This is a genomic window from Nonomuraea sp. WAC 01424, from assembly GCF_003947315.1.
In the GTDB taxonomy this organism is placed as follows: Bacteria; Actinomycetota; Actinomycetes; order Streptosporangiales; family Streptosporangiaceae; genus Nonomuraea; species Nonomuraea spiralis.
This window is the reverse complement of record NZ_QHHZ01000016.1, coordinates 250,601-268,027: the sequence shown is the minus strand read 5'-3', so window position 1 is coordinate 268,027 and position 17,427 is coordinate 250,601. Positions and strand designations below refer to the sequence as shown.

Genomic DNA, 17,427 nt, shown 5'->3' with positions numbered 1-17,427 from the left:
GGAAGCCGCCTCCACCAGGGGGGACCGCCCACCTCCGCCGCGGGCCGCTCGACCACGGCTCAGGGCGGCGCCTGCCCCCTCGGCTGGCTATCCTGTGGCACGTCGAGCCGGGCCCGGCTCCCGAACACGAGCCACCCCATAGCCCATCGGAAGGCGACGACCGTGACAGCCTCCCAGCGCCGGAGCACCTGGCCGGCGACGACGGTGGTGACGCACGTGGCCCTGGCCCTCCCGACGTTGATCATCCTGGCGGGCGCCCGGTACCTCGGCGCGGAGTCGTGGCAGATCATCGCCGTCGCGGGTGCCGCCGCCCTGCTCCACGTGGGCGCGGTGGTGGCCCGCCGACGGCCGTGGGCGGGGTACGCGATCGGCGCGCTGGCCATGCTCGTCCTGGTGACGACACCCTTCCTGGGCTGGTCGCCGAACATGTTGCCCTCGGCCCTCTGGTTCCCCCTCATGTTGTGGCGGCTGACCGGCCTGGTCCCGGTCAGGTCCTCGGTGGCCGCGTTGGCCGTCGCCGTGCTCGGGATCGTCCTCACCGAGCTGGTGGGGTGGGCCCGGCAGCCCCCTGACAGCACCGGCTGGACCCGCCTGGCCGAGGGCGGGCTGCTGATGCTCGTGGTCGGCGGCGTGTGGCTCGCGGCCCTGCTGGTACGTCGCAGGCACACGGCCGACCGGCGGGCCGAGAGCGAACGCCTGGCCGCGGCGGTCGCGGGCGAACGGGCCGGCATCCGCCGCGACCTGCACGACGTGATCGCCCACACGGTCACCGTCATGGTCGCGCGCATCGAGGCCGCGGCGGTGACGACGGCGGATCCGGCGACCCGCCGCGAACTCGGCGACATCGCCGAGGCCGGCCGGGACGCCCACCAGGGTCTGCGAGCGATGCTGGCCACCTTGGGCCCGGCCACCGTGGCGTCGCGCGCCGGCTCCCGGCCCGAGGAGGTGCCGATCTCGCTCGACGCCCTCCCCGGCCTCGTGGCCTCGGCGGCGAGCCCGCTCCACGCGGTGACGTTCGCGGAGGTGGGCGAGCGGCGGCCGCTGAGCCTGAGCGCCGAGGTCGCGGCGGTCCGGACCGTGCAGGAGGGCATCACCAACGCGCTGCGCCACCTCGAACCGCCGGTCGAGGTGACCGTCCGCCTGAGCTGGAGCCCGTCCGAGGTGGTGGTGGAGGTACGCGACGACGGCGGCAAGCAGCTGCGCGGCGGCGGCAGCCAGGGGACAGGCTTGATGGGGATCGAGGAACGTGTGCATAACGCGGGCGGCACCCTGTCGATCGACGACGGGGACGACGGATGGGTGCTGCGGGCGCGGCTCCCCACGAAGGAGGGGGCATGACCGGGATCCACGTCATGCTCGTCGACGATCAGGAGCTGTTGCGGGCCTCGCTCCGTACGGTGTTGTCGGCCGACGAACGCATCGAGGTCACCCACGACGTCGCGAACGGCAGCGACGCGATCGAGGTCGTCCGGCGCCACCGGCTCGACGTCGTCCTGATGGACATCCGCATGCCGCGCATGGACGGGGTCGCCGCCACGGCGGAGATCGTCAGGATCGCACCGGCGACCCGGGTGCTCATGCTGACGACGTTCGACGACGACGAGCTGGTCGTCGCCGCCATCCGGGCCGGCGCGAGCGGCTACCTGACCAAGGACGTCCGGCCCGCCGCCCTGGCCCAGGCCGTCTGCGACGTCGCCTCCGGGACGTCCGCGCTGGCCCCGGGGGTGGCCGCGACGATCCTCGACCTCGTACGGCAGGTGCCGGTGCGGCGGACGGCGGCCCTGGACGGCCTCACCCCGCGCGAGGTCGAGATCTTCGGCCTGCTCGCCCGCGGCAGGTCCAACAGCGAGATCCGCGCGGAACTGGTGCTGAGCGAGAACACGGTGAAGTCGCACGTCCGGGCCATCCTGCAGAAACTGAACCTGCGCGACCGCGTGCACGCGGTGATCCACGCGTACGAGAACGGGCTCGTGGGACGCGACGACCTGCCCGGCTGATTCCATCCTGCCGGGTGGTGCCGTCTCACGCCTGCCACCGGCGGACAACTGGTCGACGACTACCGTTCCGTCTACGGCACGCCCGGCGTCGCGGCGGCCGTGATCGACGGGTCGTCGGTCGAGACGATCGTCCGCGGCCGGGACGGGGACGGCGGCGCGGTGACGGCGCGGACCCGGTTCCGGATCGCGTCGATGAGCAAGTCGATGACGGCCACGGCGATCATGTTGCTGGTCGATCGCGGCCGCGTCTCCCTGGACGACCCGGTCGTCAAGCTCCTGCCCGACTTCAGGATGGCCGATCCGCGCTTCACCGGGATCACCGTGCGCCACATCCTCAGCCACACCTCGGGACTGTCGAACGACACGAACAACGAGTACGTGTTCCCGCCTCTGCGCACCGCGCGGGAGATCGTGGCCGCGCTGGCCGACAAGACCCTGACCGCCGCCCCGGGCACCCGCGCCGAGTACCACAACACCAACTTCTCGATCGCGGCGAGGATCGTCGAAGTGATGTCGGGGAAGTCGTTCGACGACTTCCTCCACACCGAGTTGTTCACGCCGCTGGGTATGACCGGCACCAGCTCGACGCTGGGATGTTCCGATCGTGCCGAGGGCCTGTCGTCCGGGTACGAGGTCGTACTCGGGGTCGCCGTCGCGGCGCCGGACATGCCGGGGATGTGCGTCGGCAACGGCGGGGTGATCTCGACCCTGGACGACATGGTGCGGTGGTTGCGGTTCAACCAGGGAACCCTCGGGGCGGGCCTGCTGAGCGCCGGCTCCCTGGCCGAGTTGCACACCGTACAGCCGAAGGCCGGTGACCACGCCCTCGGCTGGCAGGCCCGTCCCGTCACGGCAGGCGCGCCGCCGTCGCTGGTCGGCCACGGCGGGACACTGGCGACGTGGACCGGGGACATGGTCTTCTCGCCCAAGACCGGTGTGGCCGCCCTCGTCCTCACCAACGGCGTCGGCGACCCCGGCCTGCTCTCGACCGACCTGCTCGCCGAACGGATCGGGGCACCGGTGACGCCGATGAGCAATCCGCTGCTGGCGCTCTTCTGCCTCACCTGCTGCGTACTCGGGGCGGTCGCGCTCGGCCGTCGCGTCTGGTGCTACCGCCGCGCCGGACAGGCGATCTCCGCACCGGTACAGCCGGCCATGGTGGATGGCTGACCCCGGCCGCCTACCGGTCACGTCCGCTCTGGCCCGGCCGAAGCCCGATGGTGAACGGTCACCGGGAGGGAAGGTCGGAGCGGGGGACGACGAGGCCGCTCTCGTACGCGAAGATGATTGCCTGGGCGCGGTCTCGCAGGTCGAGTTTGGCCAGGATGCGGCCGATGTGCGTCTTGACGGTCTGCTCGGCGACGACGAGGGCCGCGGCGATCTCGATGTTGGAAAGGCCGCGGGCGACATGGATGAGCACCTCGGACTCCCGCTGGGTCAGCGACTGCACCCGGGGTGCGGCGCCGGGCAGCGCGGGCCTGCACCTGGCGATCTCCTCGATCAGGCGCCGGGTCACCGAAGGGGCGAGCAGGGCGTCCCCGGCCGCCACCACCCGCACCGCCGAGACCAGGTCTGCGGGCGACGCCTCCTTCAGCAGGAATCCGCTGGCACCCGCGCGCAGCGCCTCGTACACGTAGTCGTCCAGGTCGAAGGTGGTGAGCATCAGCACACGCGGCCTGTACTCCCCGCCGGGCGGCGCCAGGAGCAGCCGGGCCGCCCGCAGGCCGTCCATCCCGGGCATGCGGACGTCCATGAGGACGACGTCGGGCCGCAGCCGCCTTGTCTCGGCCACCGCCCGCTCGCCGTCGGCCGCGTCACCGACGACGTCGATGTCCCGTTCGGCGGCCAGCAGGGCGCCGAAGCCCGCCCGGACCATCGCGTGGTCGTCGGCGATGAGCACCCGGATCGTCACGCGGGCTCCTCCTCGTGCTCGGCCTGCGCCAGGGGCAGCGTCAGCTCTACCCGGAACCCGCCGCGTGGCGTCGGCAAGGTCAGCAGAACGCCGCCCACCAGGGCGGCCCGTTCCCGCATTCCGGCCAGCCCGTGACCGGTGCCCGCGGGCTCGGCGAGCGCCCGTCCCGCGTCCGCGGGCGGCGCGTTCTCCACCACGACCCGCAGGCCGGTCCCGTTCCCGGTGACCGCCACGGCCGTGGCGGCGCCCGTGGTGTGCCGGATCACGTTGCTGAGCGCCTCCTGCACGATCCGGTAGACCGGCAGTTCCGTCCCCGGCGGCAGGTACGCGGGCAGGCCCGATACTGTCAGCTCGACGGGGGTTCCAGCCTGCCGGGCGCTCTCCATCAGCACGTCCAGCTGGTCGAGCCCTGGCAGCGGGGTACGCCGAGGCGTCGCGTCGTCGCTGCGCAGCACACCCAGCAGGCGCCGCATCTCGGCCAGTGACTGCCGGGCCGCCGTACCGATGGAGTCGAACTCCCGCTCGGCCTCGGCGGGCACCCCGCCCAGCCTGCGCGCCGCACTGGACGCCTGTACGGCGATCACCGACATGTGGTGCGCCACCACGTCGTGCATCTCCCTGGCGATTCTGGTCCGTTCCTCCAGCAGCTCGCGCCGGGCCCGCTCGGCCGCGCTGATCTGCTCCTGCTCGGCGACCCGCGCCTGGGCCAGGCGGCGCCAGCGCAGGTTGTCGCCGACGATCAGCGGCACCGGCACGACGGCCGCCACCAGCTGTAGCACCACCGCCGGGCTCGTGGACGACGTGGGCATCAGGGACACGTCCACCAGGGCGCCGAGGAGGGACAGCGCCCAGACGGCCGCCAGCGTCCATCGCGGCCGGTGCTGCGCCAGCGCGAACAGCACGATCAGGTAGGCGACCACGGGCATCGGAAGCCACGGCCACGGGTTGTTCGCCACCGGCGGCGAGACCAGCGCCGGCGTGACCAGCATCCCGACGTAGATCATCAGCCAGGCGGTCAACGGCCGGCGTCCGCATATCGTCACCGGAGCCGCGCAGGCCGCGGCGAGCGGGACCGTCAGCTCGACCGGAGCGTCATAGACGGTGGCGAGCATCCCCACGTTCATCGCGAACATGAAGCAGGCGATCACCCAGGACGCGACGGCCCGTGACCTCGCGAACCGGAGCGCGGGCAGCGCTGCGGGTCCGGCCGGGGCCGGAGCGAAGGCGCGCGACATGCCCTCACAGTAGCCCCCGGCCTCCACGAAGAGCTCCGTCTCGCGGCCGACCTCGGGCCTCCCACCTGGGTATGACCCGAGGGCCGGATGGCTCGAAGGTATGACGGGTCCGGATGGCTCCGTGGTGTGACGTGCCCCGCCGGGCTCGCCGCCTAGCGTCGGATCCCGTGAACGACAACAGGACTCCTGCGAACGATCAACGGAACATCGAGCGCGGAGGGACGTCACGGAGGCTGGCCGCTGTCCTGGTCGCGCTGGGGATCGCCGCGTCGGTCGCGGCGCCGGCCGCCGGCGCCGCCTCCGCGGGACGGCAACCGCTGGACGGGTTCTGGCGGGCCGACGGCTACGGCACGATCTTCGGCATCGGCCAGGGGCGGCTCACCACCTTCGACACGACGGCGACCAGCTGCCTGCCGGGAGTGCTCTCGGCGAAACGGACGGCGGCGACGCGCGACTCGGCGTCCTTCACGGCGCCGGCCGGCGGCCGGCGGATCAGCGTCCGGACGCGGGGACCGGGCCGGGCACAGCTGCGGTATTCGGGCAGCGTCGGCGCCATCGAGCTGCGGAGGCTGTCCGGCCTGCCCGTGGCGTGTTCCACGCCCACGTCCGATGATCCGGTGAAGGTGTTCGACGTCTTCTGGACGACCTTCGCCGAGAACTACCCGTTCTTCGCCGCCAAGGGCGTCGACTGGCGAGCCGTACGGGACCGGTACCGTCCCAAGGTCAGTTCGAACACCGGGGACGAGGAGCTGTTCGCCGTGCTGCGCGACATCCTCAAGGAACTCGGCGACGCGCACACCGCCCTCCTCGCGGGCGACAGGCAGTTCGCCAGGCCGTTGCGGCCGGGCACCAGGCAGCTCGACGGAATACCGGCCTACCTGGCCTTCAACGCACGGGTCCAGAAGTTCATCGAGACGAACGCCACCCACCAACCCCTGAAACAGTGGGGACGAGGCGTGATCGGGTACGCCGACCTCCCCGACGGGCTCGGCTACCTGCGGCTGGGCGCGTTCGACGGCTACGCCGACGGTGGCTTCGAACCCAATGCGGCCGAGCTGGACCGGGCACTCGACGAGATCTTCACCGCGTCCCGCACCTCGGGTCCCGACCGGCTGCGCGGCCTCATCCTCGACCTCCGGGTCAACCTGGGCGGCTACGACGGGCTCGGCCTGCGGCTCGCCTCCAGGCTCACAGGCAGGCCGTACGTTGCGTACGCCAAGCAGGCCCGCAACACCCCGGACGACCCGCCCAGGTTCACCCGGCCCCAGCCGGTGCCCGTACGGCCGGCGACCGGGCCGGTGTACACGGGCCCCGTCGCCCTGCTCACCAGCGGCCTGACCATCAGCGCGGGCGAGACGTTCACCCAGGCCATGACGGGACGGACACCTCGGCCTGAGCGGATCGGGGAGAACACCCAGGGCGCCTTCTCCGACTTCCTGTGGCGGAAGCTGCCGAACGGGTGGAGCTTCGCGTTGCCCAACGAACGTTTCCTCACCCGGGACAGCACCTCCTACGACGTGACGGGTATCCCGCCACACCTGTCCGTTCCCGGCGTTCTCAGCGACGAGGAACTGAACGGTGACCACGACGCCGCCTTCGCCAAGGCCGTCTCCTACCTGACGGACCAGCGCCGACGGTAGTCGCGCAACCACCTCCGCGCCCGAGAACGGCCCGAGGGAGCGGCCTCTCGGTCCGCCCGCGGAACCGTGGGATGAGCGGCGTCTCGTGACGTCGTCGAGCCGCTGATCGGAGAGGTCAAACGTCCTCGGGCAGCGGTTCGCCGGTCTCCAGCAGTGACTTCAGGCTCGCCACCACGCTCGGCCAGCCCTGGCTGACCATCGCGGCCAGGGTCGATCCGGGCTCGAAGCCGTCGTGCACGACGGTGAGCTTCACGACCTGCGCGGAAGCCTCCTCCATGGTGAAGGTGACCTTCGAGCGGGGCTCGCCGGACAGCCGGGCGAGCGTCTCCTCGTCCCAGCCGAAGCGCTTGGCGAGCTCCGGGGTGACGGTGTGCCAGGTGTAGGAGAGCCGGCTGTAGGGCTCGGCCTCCAGTACGACCTGCTCCGGGTCGCTGACCAGCACGCCGTGGTTGTCCCAGGTCATCTGGGAGCCGACGGACCAGTCCGTGGCGAACTCCGTGGCCCAGTAGCGGCGGGTGAAGGCGGGCTCGGTCAGCGCCTGCCAGAGCTTCTGCGGGGTGGTGCGGATGTAGGTGGCGTAGACGAAGGTCGGGGCGTCCATCGAGCTCTCCTCCAGGGCGAGTTTCAGGTCCGCCAGGGTTTGGACCCTGGCCCGGTCGTAGCGGCTGATCCATCGGTGGGCGATCTCGTGCACGGGCGCGGCGTTGAGGTAGTGGAGCTTCTCCCGGCCCCGCCGTACGGTGGCGACGAGCCCGGCCTCCTCCAGCACCGCGAGGTGCTTGCTGACGGACTGCCGGGCCATGTCGAGTCCGGCGCACAGCTCGCGCAGCGTCTGCCCGTTGCGGGCGTTGAGCGAGTCGAGCAGCGCACGCCGACTCGGATCGGCCAGTGCCTTGAACACCTCGTCCATGCCCGCCTTCGCCCTCCTGTCAAGCCGGCGTACGGGGGTGTCGATCATCCTGCACGCGACCACCTCATAAGGTCCTTGCATGACCGAAAGTCTCCGCCTGGTGCCTGTCACACCCGCCAACATCGAGATGGCCATCGCGGTGAAGGTCGGTCCCGAACAGGAGCACTTCGTCTCGCCTGTGGTGAAATCGCTGGCCGAGGCGTACGTCCACCCGAACGTGGCCTGGCCACGCATCATCCTCGACGGCGACGGTCCGGTCGGTTTCGTGATGGCCTTCCTCGACCTCGACTGGGACGGCAGGGGAGTCGACTTCCGGTCCGGCTTGTGGCGCCTCAACATCACCCCCGACGCACAAGGACGCGGCGTCGGCCGCTTCGCCGTCGAATCAGTGGCCGGAGAGATCAGGCGTCGTGGCGGCACGCGGATGTACGTCACGTGGGAACCCGGGAGCGGGCGGTCCGGAAGGCTTCTACCGGAAGCTCGGGTTTCAGCTCACGGGCGAGAAAAGCGAAGGCGAGACGGTCGCCGTACTGGACGTGACCACACGGCCCGAGCGCGTGCCCGTCGCGGGCCCGTGAGGGGGCTCAGCGTACGGGGGGCCGATCAGCCGAGCATCGACACTCTGGTGGATCTCCGCCGACCGCGTGAAGCGCATCGATGTACCCGCCACCGACGTTGAACCACGCCTTGGTCAACGTCGTGATCAGGCCCGTGGTGGAATCCAGGTCGATCTCCGGCAAAGGCTGAGGGTGCTCCCCGCGCGAGGTGAGGGCGCGGGCCACGGTCGAGCCCCTCCAGGCCGCAGCAGTGCCCATTTGCGGCCGACACCCATCGCGTAGGCGCCAAGCCGATCCGCGCGGTCGATCTCACGGCTGACCCTCACGGGTTCACCGCAACGCCTCGCCCTCTTCAGGGCCGACCCCGCAGTTGTCGCCCGTTCGACGGCATTTGAGTACAGGGGTACTCAGGTGTGCCGTCGCGGTCGGCGCGACCATGAGGGCGTCGCCGGCAGTCGGGCGAACCTCGCGTTCAGCAGCCTGGAGGTGGAGGCGCATGGCCAAGGAACACATCGGCGAGATCCGCATCAGCAAGCGCACGGTACGGATCGGGCACGAGGTCTACCCGCTGGCGAACATCTCCCGGGTGCAGACCCTGAGACTGGTCTGGAGCGGGAAGTACGCCACGCTCTATCCCCTCCGTCAGATCGCCGTCCTCGTGCTGTTGGTCGGGGCGGTGGTCGTCGCCGCCCGGATGGTGCTGCCGCGGCTCGATCTCGACGCGGACCTCGACATCGAGGAGGCCGCGCGGCAGTTCGCCATGGGGGTCTTCATCCTGGGCGGGATCCGGCTGGCGTACCTGCTGTTCGTGCTCTTCTACCGGCTGCTGGTCAGGCGGACGCGGTACGCGCTGGTCATCGAGACGGCCGGCACGCAGTACACCGCGCTGTCCGGCACCGACAACCACGAGATCCACCGGATCAAGGGCGAGATCGTCGGGGCCATCGAGGATCCGCCGAGCGGGGACCGGATCATCCAGGTTCACGGAGATCTGGTCGCCGGCGACAAGGTGGGCGGCGACCAGTACAAGCAGGGCGGACGCGACAACAGGATGACCTTCAACAGGTAGCCACTTCAACAGGTAGCCACTTCAACAGATAGCCACTTCAACGGAGAGCCACGGAGAGGCGGTCACGTGTCGGACTATGTGTTCGGTGACAAGGTCGGCGGAAACCAGTACAAGCAGACCGGCGACCACAACACCTTCACGGTCAACAACTCGGCGGGCGTGTCCCGTCAGGAGCTGGACGCCGCCGTGTCGGAGCTGCGTGCCTTCATCGCCCAGCTCGGCCGCGACGGCGCGGTCGCATCGGACGGCACGGTCACCGACCCCGGCGCCGTCGTCGCCGCGGTCGAGTCCGAGCCGGGCCGTCTGAGGGCGCTCGGCCAGGCGATCGCGGGCGGCGCCAAGGACGCCGTGCTGTCCGTGGTCAAGGACGGGGTGGCCGCCCTGATCGTCGCCCTCGTCGCCCGGATGTGACGCGGCCGGTCCAGACGATCAACGAACGCCACCTCTCGCCGCCCGAACTTTCGTGCGCCACTCATGCACGACTTCTCGTGCATGAGTTATCGTGGAAGGGTGACAGACCCCATCGCAGACCTGGCAACGGCGAAAGCCCTGGCCAACCCCGTACGCCAGCGCATACTCCGTGAGCTGGAGATCATCGATGAGGCCACCTCCACCGTCCTGGCCGACCGCCTCGGCATCACGACCGGGGGCACCAGCTACAACCTGCGCATCCTGGCCCAGCACGGCCTCGTCGAAGAGGTGCCGGACCGGGGGCAGGGTCGCGAGCGCTGGTGGAGACTGTCACGCCAGAGCCTCCGCTTCCCCGTGCTGAGCAGGCAGAGCCCCGAGCTGCGGTCCGCGATCGAGAAGCTCAACGAGCTCTGGCTGGCCGAGGACCTGGAGACGTTCGCCCGCTTCCAGGCCCGGCGCGAACGGCTGGGCGTGTGGTCGGACGCCGTGCCGTACTCGCGCGGTTCGATCCGGCTCGATCTCGGCGAACTTGAGAACTTCTTCGAGGACTATCTCGCGCTGCTCAAGCGATACCAGCGCGCCCCGGACGAGACCCCGCGCGGCGCCCGTACGGTCCTCACCCGATTCGTCGCCTTCCCCGATCCCGAGGAGGAAGCCTGATCTGAAGACGACCCTGGGTCGTCGAGCTGCAACTCGACGACCCAGGAAACGAAAGCCGCAACACCTCGCCCGATGGGCGATGCCTTGATGTGTCCGACCTCCACGCAAAGGAGAGCACTTCGTGCTGCCCGAATGCAAACACGGCAGGTTACGCCGCCGGCTCGCGGCCGTGTTCCTCGTACTGTCCTCCCTGTCGATCCCGGCGCCCGCCATGGCGGCGTCGGACGACCTCGTGACCACTGACGTCACCTTCAAGAACGGCCCTGTCACCCTCCAGGGCACGGTGATCACCCCGGCCGACACCGGGAGACGATGGCCGGGGCTGGTGCTGATCGCGGGGGCCGGGGCCCGGAGCCGCGACTCGTACCGGGCCGAGGCCGAGGCGTTCGCCCGCGCCGGGACCGCGGTGCTGATCTACGACAAGCGCGCCGACTACTCCCGGGCGACGAGCTCCTTCGCCGACCTCGCCGACGACGCCGTCGCGGGGGTACGGCTCCTGCGCACACGCGCCGACGTGCAACCCCGCAAGGTGGGCGTGTGGGGGCACAGCGAGGGCGGCTGGGTGGCGCCGCTGGCCGCGTCCCGCTCCGGCGCGGTGGATTTCGTGGTCGTCGCCGGCGCCACCGCGCTGACCGCCGACCGTACCCAGTTGTGGAGCAACCGCACCTACCTGACCCACGCCGGGGTGAAACCATCACTACAGGCGCCGATCGGGGTGAACGTCAGCAGGATGCTGGTGGCCGCCGGCCTGTTCGGCGACGTCGGCAACACCCCCGTGGCCGCCCTGGAGAAGGTACGCCAACCGCTGCTGGCCCTGTTCGCCGAGTACGACAGGTCCACGCCGCCCGGCGAGAGCATGCGCCTGTTCCGGGAGGCACTGACCCGAGGCGGGAACAACCATTACAAACTAAGCGTGGTCCGCGGAGCCGACCACAACATGCGGAGCTCGACCACCGGCTTCGACCAGCCCGAGACCGCCTTCGCTCCCGCGTACCTGGACACGGTCACCCGCTGGATCGCCACCCTCGCCGACCAGAGCCCGCCCACGTCCGACGAACCCCCCGCCCAGACCCTCCCGACCGAGCCCGTACGCCCCCCGGCCTGGTACGAAGCACCGGCCCTGCACGTCACCTTGACGATGTTGTTGCTGCTGGCCTTCGCCGGGTTCCTCGTCACCGGGCTCTTCCCGAACAAACTCCGCCGCGCCCCGAGGACCGTCCGCCGGCTGGCCGTCCTGGCAGCTCTCGGCGGCCTGGTGAGCGTACTCGGCACGTCGGCGTACCTGTTCTGGATCGTCGCGACAGGTGCCACCGACGTGGGCAGCGCCTTCCTGGGCCGTCCTCCGCTCTGGTTGCTCCTTCAAGCCCTGACGGTGGCCGTCCTGGTGGCAGGCGTGATCCTTGTGCTCCGCCGCCGCGAACCAGGCGTCGGCGGGATGCGTTTCCCCCTTCTCCTGATCGCCGGAGTGCTCTTCGTCCCGTGGGCGGCCTATTGGGGCCTGCTCACCGTCTAGCCGAGTGGCCGGTCGCGTCCTGATGGGTGTCAGTGGCGGTGTCAGGACGGCGACGGTCCGGTATCAGGGTGGTCGGCGAAGGTAGACGCATGAAGGGTTCGGCGATGCGGCCTCCGGGTCGCGAACCGGGCCCGCCGAACATGAGTCCACAGGAGAGCATCATGCAGACGTTCGACACCCCCGCCGCCATCCGCACCGTCCTGGACGTCCCCGCGGGACGCGTCCGGTTCGTCGCCGCCGACCGGGCCGACACCACGGTCGAGGTCCGGCCCGCGAACGCCTCGAGGAGCCGTGACGTGAAGGCGGCGGAGCAGACCACGGTCGAGTACGCCGACGGTGTCCTCCGGATCACGACCCCGGAGAAGAACCAGTACCTCGGCCCGTCCGGGGCCGTCGAGGTGACGGTCAACCTGCCCGCCGGTTCCGGCGTCGAGGCCAAGGCGGTCGGCGCCGAGCTGCTGACCGCCGGCCGTCTGGGTGAGGTCGCCTTCGAGGGCGCGTACAGCCAGATCAAGATCGAGGAGGTGGCGAGCCTGCGCCTCACCGCGGTCGACGGCGACGTCGAGGTCGGGCGGCTGGGCGGCCCCGCGGAGATCAGCACCGCACGGGGTGACATCCGGGTCGCCGAGGCCGCGGGCGGCAAGGTCGTGCTCGCCACCCAGTCCGGCGACATCTCGATCACCGCCGCCGCCGGGGTCTCGGCGGCCATGGACGCCGGCACCAGCTACGGCCGCGTCAGCAACGCCCTCAAGAACGACGGCAACGCCGACCTCGACATCCGCGCCACCACCTCCAGCGGCGACATCACCGCCCGCAGCCTGTGAACGCGAGCTGCGGCACCACACCTGCCGCACTACCGGAAAGAGGCCCGTCACCAGCGGAAACGCTGTGGCGGGCCTCCCGCTTTGCGGCCAGGCCCGGCGGCATGGCGGCGGATCACCGCGGAGGGGCCGAGCCGTCGGCGAGGTCCGGGGGCGGGCAGGCGGTCTCGGCCGGACGTCCGTCCTCGACCCGTGAGACGGGCTCGCCGACGAGGTGGCGCAGGGCGCTCCGCAGCGTGGCCTGCGCCGACGGTTCGAGATCGTCCAGAAGCCGGTCCTCGATCGTCTCGACATCGGTACGGGCGGCCGTGAGTACGCGGCTGCCTTCGGGGGTGACCTCGATGATGCGGGCGCGGCGATCGGCGGGATCGGGACGGCGCAGCACCAGCCCGGCGTCCTCCAGCTCGTCGAGGATGAGGACCAGCTTGCTCTTGTCGACCGACACGGCCTGGGCCAGGGCGAGCTGGGTCCGGGCGGGGGCTTCGACCACGGCCGTCAGCACCGTGTAGCCCCACAGGCTCAGACCGTGCTCGCGCACCGCCGCGGTCTCGGCCGTGGCCAGTCCCTGCTTCAGCCGGGCGAACAACCAGTGCAGATCGTGGTGCAACCGGCTGCCTGGCGAACCTTCGGTGGCGGGGACGTGGGCCATGGCAGCATGATACCAACCCGAGATGTTCTTGATTTACAACTATCTTGGTCTATATTGATTGCGATTCCAGACCATCTTGAACGTGAGGCAATCTGTTGACGCATCTTCTGCACCTGGACGCAAGCGGACGTACCAACTCCTTCTCCCGAAGACTCGGCGCGGCCTTCCTGGCCGACTGGCGGGCCGCCCATCCGGACGGCGTCCACACCTACCGTGACCTGGTGGCAGACCCGGTGCCGCCCGTCGACGAGGACCGGGTACACCTCGCCACACAGTCGTCCGTCCACGGGGTGCGCGACATCGAGGCCATGGACCGGATGGTCGCCGGCGCCCCCGGGCTGGCCGGGAGCTGGGCGATCACCCGTCCGCTGGTGGAGCAGCTCCTCGCGGCCGACGTCCTGCTGCTGGGCGTGCCGATGTACAACTTCACGGTGCCCGCCGCGTTCAAGGCGTGGATCGACCGGGTGACGCTGCCCTGGCTGCCGCTCAAGGGGAAGACGGCCGTGGTGCTGAGCGCGCGCGGCGGCGCCTACGGGCCCGGCACCCCCCGCGAGCAGTACGACTTCCACGAGCCCTACCTGCGCGCCTACTTCTCCGTGCTCGGGCTCGACGACGTGACCTTCGTCCACACCGAACTCACCCACGCCACGGTCATGCCGTTCCTCGCGCGATTCCGCGAGCAGCACGAGGTGTCCCAGGCGGCGGCGCTCGACGCGGTGCGCGCCCTGGCGACCCGGGTGCGTGCCGAGACGCCGTCCTGACCACGACCTCCCGACCTGGCAACAGCAGACACAAGAAGGGCAACCACATCATGAACACCGAGCTCAGCGGCCGCGTGGTCCTGGTCACCGGCGCGTCGTCCGGCATCGGCGCCGCGACCGCCCGCGCCTACGGCCGCGAAGGCGCCCGTGTGGCGATCACCTACCGCGACCGTCCCGACAGGGCCGAGAAGGTGGCCGCCGACGTCGAAGCCGCCGGTGGGCAGGCGCACCTCGTCCGGCTCGACCTTGAGGACCTGTCCACCGTCGAGCACGCTGTCGCGACCGTCGTCGAGCGCTGGGGCGGCATCGAGGTCCTGGTCGCGAACGCCGTGCGCTGGGGCGGCGACGGGCCGCCCGACCCCAGTGTGCGGTTCGAGGACGTGTCCCTGCCGGAATGGGAGGCCATGATCGGCGCCAATCTGATCGGGACGGCGGCGACGGTCCGGGCCGTGCTGCCCGGCATGCGTGCCAAGGGCTGGGGCCGGATCGTGCTGATCTCGTCGAGCGTCGCCGAGGAGGGCCTGCCCGGGCCGGGGCCGTACGGCACCGCCAAGTCCGGTCTGTACGGACTCGCCCGCAGCCTGGCCTGGAACGGCGGCCGGGACGGGATCCTCGTCAACGTCGTGGCGCCGGGCTTCACGCTCACCGACAGCCGCCCCGGCATCCCCGCGTTCGTCCCCGACGCGCTCGCCGCCGCCACTCCCACGCACCGGCTCTCCACCTCGGACGACGTGGCCAACCTGATCGTCTTCCTGGGCTCGGGAGCCAACGGCAACCTCACCGGCGAGGTGATCAGGGACGGCTCCGCCGCCGCCCGCGCGCCACACATCGGCGGATAGCCCCCCGGAGAAGCGCCGTTGTCGCGACTATTCATTGAATGTATAGTCGTGATCATGTCAACCGGTCATGTGCTGCTTGGCTTCCTCGTCGAGCGCCCGAAACACGGCTATGAGCTCAAGAAGGAGCACGACCACCGTCTCGCCGGCGCCAAGCCGCTGGCGTACGGGCAGGTCTACGCCACCCTGCAACGCCTGGAACGCGACGGTTTCGCGGAGGTGGCCGAGACCCAGCAGGAGGGCGGCCCCGAGCGAACCCTGTACGCGATCACCGACGACGGCCGGGCGGAGCTGGAACGGTGGCTGAACACCGTCGAGCCGTCGGCGCCGTACGTCGCCAGTGCCCTGTTCGCCCGGGTCGCCGTCGCGGGGAAGGCCGCCGACGGCTACCTCGTACGGCAACGCGAGGCGCACCTGGCCCGCATGCGGGAGCTGACCGCCGAGAAGGCGTCCGGCGCGCCCGCCCAGGTGCTGGCGGCCGACTACGCGCTCCAGCACCTCGACGCCGACCTGCGCTGGATCGAAACCGCCCTCGAGCGGATGAAGGAGGACAACCATGCTTGAGGCCAGGGGCCTGGGCAAGTCGTTCGGCCCGACCAGGGCGCTGGCCGGCGTCTCCCTGGAGATCGCGGAGGGCGAGATCGTCGCCGTCACGGGGCCGAGCGGCTCGGGCAAGTCGACGTTGCTGCACTGCCTGGCCGGGGTCGTCCGGCCGGAGGCCGGCGAGGTCGTCCTGGACGGCAGGCGCATCGACACGCTGCCCGAGGAGGAGCTGACCAGGCTGCGGCGCGAGAGCTTCGGTGTCGTGTTCCAGTTCGGCGAGCTGGTGCCCGAGCTGACCGCGGCGGAGAACGTCGCGCTGCCGCTGCTGTTCAACCGGCACGGCCGGCAGGAGTCGATGACCGCCGCGGCGGAGTGGCTGGCCCGGCTGGAGGTGTCCGGCTGCGCCGACCGGCGTACCGACGAGTTGTCCGGAGGACAGCGGCAGCGGGTGGCCGTCGCGCGGGCGCTGGTGACCGGCCCGCGCGTGGTCTTCGCCGACGAGCCCACCGGAGCGCTGGACACGCTCGGCGGCGAGCAGGTGATGAGCGCGCTGCTCGGCGCGGCCCGTGCCGCCCGCGTCGCCGTCGTCCTGGTCACCCACGACAACCGGGTGGCCGCCTACGCCGACCGGGAGATCGCCCTGCGTGACGGAGCGGTGCTGGCAGGGGTGGAACGGTGATCGCCGTACTGCTGATGTTGAACAGGGGGCGTTCGCGGGCCGAGCGCGTACGCGCCTGGCTGGTCGGGACGGGCGCGGCGGTGGCGACGTTCCTGGTCTGCACGGCCGTCAGCCTGGCCGACTTCGAGGACGAGGGCGGCTCGCTGACGGGGCTCGGCCTGGCCCTGCTGGCCGTGCCGGTCGCCGCCCTGGTCCACCAGGCCAACCGGCTGGCCTCGGCCACGAGGGATCGACGGCTCGCCGCCCTGCGGCTGGCGGGCGCGACGCCGCACGACGTACGGCGGCTGGGCGCCCTGGAGGGCGGTCTGCTGACGTCGGGCGGGTCGCTGGCCGGCGGCGTGCTCTACGTGCTCACCCATCTCTCCGGGCCGCTGCCGCAGGTGCCGGTGGTCGTGGCGTTGGTGACGTACGGCGGGGTTCTGTCGGGGGCGCGCGCCGGGCGGCACGTCGTCGTCTCGCCGTTGGGAGTGACCCGCCGGGCGCGCGTGCGGGGGCCGCGCGTGCAGGACCTGCTCCTCCTCGCGGCGGGCGTCGGCCTGTTCGTCCTCGGAGCTTCGCTGAAGGGCGGCTTCCCCTTGCTCGGTCCGTACGGGTCCGTGGTGGCCATGACGGCCGGGCTGGTCATGATGCTGTTCGGGCTGACCCTGGCCACGACCTGGCTGATCGGGGCGTCCGCGCGCCGGGCCGGGCGGCGGGCCCTGTCCGCGGAGTCGCTGCTGGCGGCGCGGCTGGTCGAGGCGGACCCGAGGGCGTGGGCCAGGGCGTTGTCCGTGGTGAGCCTGACGGTGTTCTTCGGCGCGGGAGCCGGGGCCCAGCAGGCGCCCGTCGCCTACTCCCACGCCCACATGCTGGTCGACGTCGCGCTCCTGGTGGCCCTGGTGACCGCGGCGGTCGCCCTGGTGGTGCACCAGGCGGAGGAGCTGATCGACCTGCGCCGTTCGTTCGCGGCGCTGGCCGCCGCCGGCGTGCCGGAGCGGTCCTTGGGAGGGGTGCTCGTACGGCAGGCGGTCATCGCCGCGCTGCCGGTGTGCGTGGTGGCGGCCGTGTCGGGAGTCGCGGTGGTGGTCCTGACCCTCCTGGACATCTACCAGGTGCAGTGGCTCGGCTGGGCGGGGGCCAGGGCCGTCGTCATGGCCGGGGTCGGGGTGCTCGCCGCGGTGCTCGTCGCCCTGGCGGCCCGGCCGCTGCTGCGCGGCGCGCTGCGCCTCCGGGCAAGGGCCTGATCACCGTACGT

19 protein-coding genes are annotated in these 17,427 nt (G+C 71.2%); 15 read left to right on the top strand and 4 right to left on the bottom strand.

Features of this window, described 5'->3' with window-relative positions:
- Positions 1–162: 162 nt before the first annotated feature.
- The 3 genes from DMB42_RS38480 (at position 163) to DMB42_RS38470 (ending at position 3,167) form a co-directional block, all read left to right on the top strand.
- Complete coding sequence (locus tag DMB42_RS38480) at positions 163–1,338, top strand: histidine kinase (RefSeq protein WP_125643559.1); 1,176 nt, start codon at positions 163–165, stop codon at positions 1,336–1,338.
- Positions 1,335–1,997, top strand: a complete 663-nt coding sequence (locus DMB42_RS38475) for a response regulator transcription factor (RefSeq protein ID WP_125643558.1) — start codon at positions 1,335–1,337, stop codon at positions 1,995–1,997. The genes DMB42_RS38480 and DMB42_RS38475 overlap by 4 nt, the downstream gene beginning before the upstream one ends.
- A gap of 99 nt (positions 1,998–2,096) precedes the next feature.
- Positions 2,097–3,167 carry a serine hydrolase gene (locus DMB42_RS38470; RefSeq protein ID WP_260478187.1) on the top strand — a complete coding sequence of 357 codons (1,071 nt, stop codon included), beginning with the start codon at positions 2,097–2,099 and terminating at the stop codon, positions 3,165–3,167.
- A gap of 58 nt (positions 3,168–3,225) precedes the next feature.
- On the opposite strand, the gene DMB42_RS38465 is transcribed toward DMB42_RS38470, so the two are convergent.
- A complete protein-coding gene (locus DMB42_RS38465; protein ID WP_125643554.1) occupies positions 3,226–3,909 on the bottom strand; it encodes a response regulator transcription factor in 684 nt (227 codons plus the stop codon).
- Positions 3,906–5,144 (bottom strand): sensor histidine kinase, encoded by a 1,239-nt coding sequence (locus DMB42_RS38460; RefSeq protein ID WP_125643552.1) that lies wholly within the window; start codon positions 5,142–5,144, stop codon positions 3,906–3,908. Before DMB42_RS38460 ends, DMB42_RS38465 begins: the two co-directional genes overlap by 4 nt.
- Positions 5,145–5,311: 167 nt before the next feature.
- Between DMB42_RS38460 and DMB42_RS38455 the strand changes: the two genes are divergently transcribed.
- Positions 5,312–6,784, top strand: coding sequence for a S41 family peptidase (locus DMB42_RS38455; protein WP_221762531.1), 1,473 nt, complete (start codon positions 5,312–5,314; stop codon positions 6,782–6,784).
- A 115-nt stretch (positions 6,785–6,899) separates the two neighbouring features.
- Here the strand turns inward: DMB42_RS38455 and DMB42_RS38450 are convergent, their stop codons facing one another.
- A complete protein-coding gene (locus DMB42_RS38450) occupies positions 6,900–7,775 on the bottom strand; it encodes a metalloregulator ArsR/SmtB family transcription factor (protein WP_260478186.1) in 876 nt (291 codons plus the stop codon).
- Between DMB42_RS38450 and DMB42_RS38445 the strand changes: the two genes are divergently transcribed.
- From DMB42_RS38445 to DMB42_RS38420, 6 genes are all read left to right on the top strand, one after another.
- Positions 7,774–8,373 carry a GNAT family N-acetyltransferase gene (locus tag DMB42_RS38445; RefSeq protein ID WP_312024787.1) on the top strand — a complete coding sequence of 200 codons (600 nt, stop codon included), beginning with the start codon at positions 7,774–7,776 and terminating at the stop codon, positions 8,371–8,373. The two genes, DMB42_RS38450 and DMB42_RS38445, sit on opposite strands and share 2 nt — an antisense overlap.
- Positions 8,374–8,747: 374 nt before the next feature.
- Entirely contained in the window at positions 8,748–9,320 is a 573-nt protein-coding gene (locus DMB42_RS38440) for a DUF6232 family protein (RefSeq protein ID WP_125643548.1), read from the top strand.
- A 66-nt stretch (positions 9,321–9,386) separates the two neighbouring features.
- Entirely contained in the window at positions 9,387–9,731 is a 345-nt protein-coding gene (locus DMB42_RS38435; RefSeq protein ID WP_125643546.1) for a hypothetical protein, read from the top strand.
- Positions 9,732–9,830: 99 nt separating this feature from the next.
- On the top strand, positions 9,831–10,391 hold the full coding sequence (locus DMB42_RS38430; protein WP_185845081.1) for a helix-turn-helix domain-containing protein: 561 nt from the start codon (positions 9,831–9,833) through the stop codon (positions 10,389–10,391).
- Positions 10,392–10,512: 121 nt separating this feature from the next.
- Complete coding sequence (locus DMB42_RS38425; protein WP_125643542.1) at positions 10,513–11,904, top strand: S9 family peptidase; 1,392 nt, start codon at positions 10,513–10,515, stop codon at positions 11,902–11,904.
- Between the two features lie 161 nt (positions 11,905–12,065).
- Positions 12,066–12,728 (top strand): DUF4097 family beta strand repeat-containing protein, encoded by a 663-nt coding sequence (locus DMB42_RS38420; RefSeq protein WP_125643541.1) that lies wholly within the window; start codon positions 12,066–12,068, stop codon positions 12,726–12,728.
- A 112-nt stretch (positions 12,729–12,840) separates the two neighbouring features.
- Here DMB42_RS38420 and DMB42_RS38415 read toward each other — a convergent pair whose 3' ends face one another.
- On the bottom strand, positions 12,841–13,374 hold the full coding sequence (locus DMB42_RS38415; protein ID WP_125643539.1) for a MarR family winged helix-turn-helix transcriptional regulator: 534 nt from the start codon (positions 13,372–13,374) through the stop codon (positions 12,841–12,843).
- A 95-nt stretch (positions 13,375–13,469) separates the two neighbouring features.
- Here DMB42_RS38415 and DMB42_RS38410 point away from each other — a divergent pair, with 95 nt between their 5' ends.
- Genes DMB42_RS38410 through DMB42_RS38390 form a run of 5 tightly spaced genes read left to right on the top strand, consistent with a single transcriptional unit; the run spans position 13,470 to position 17,416 of the window.
- Complete coding sequence (locus DMB42_RS38410) at positions 13,470–14,135, top strand: FMN-dependent NADH-azoreductase (RefSeq protein ID WP_125643537.1); 666 nt, start codon at positions 13,470–13,472, stop codon at positions 14,133–14,135.
- Between the two features lie 50 nt (positions 14,136–14,185).
- Positions 14,186–14,974, top strand: coding sequence for an SDR family NAD(P)-dependent oxidoreductase (locus DMB42_RS38405; RefSeq protein WP_125643535.1), 789 nt, complete (start codon positions 14,186–14,188; stop codon positions 14,972–14,974).
- Positions 14,975–15,028: 54 nt separating this feature from the next.
- Positions 15,029–15,535, top strand: a complete 507-nt coding sequence (locus tag DMB42_RS38400) for a PadR family transcriptional regulator (protein ID WP_125643533.1) — start codon at positions 15,029–15,031, stop codon at positions 15,533–15,535.
- Positions 15,528–16,193, top strand: coding sequence for an ABC transporter ATP-binding protein (locus DMB42_RS38395; RefSeq protein ID WP_125643531.1), 666 nt, complete (start codon positions 15,528–15,530; stop codon positions 16,191–16,193). The genes DMB42_RS38400 and DMB42_RS38395 overlap by 8 nt, the downstream gene beginning before the upstream one ends.
- Complete coding sequence (locus DMB42_RS38390; protein ID WP_125643529.1) at positions 16,190–17,416, top strand: hypothetical protein; 1,227 nt, start codon at positions 16,190–16,192, stop codon at positions 17,414–17,416. The genes DMB42_RS38395 and DMB42_RS38390 overlap by 4 nt, the downstream gene beginning before the upstream one ends.
- Positions 17,417–17,427 lie beyond the last annotated feature (11 nt).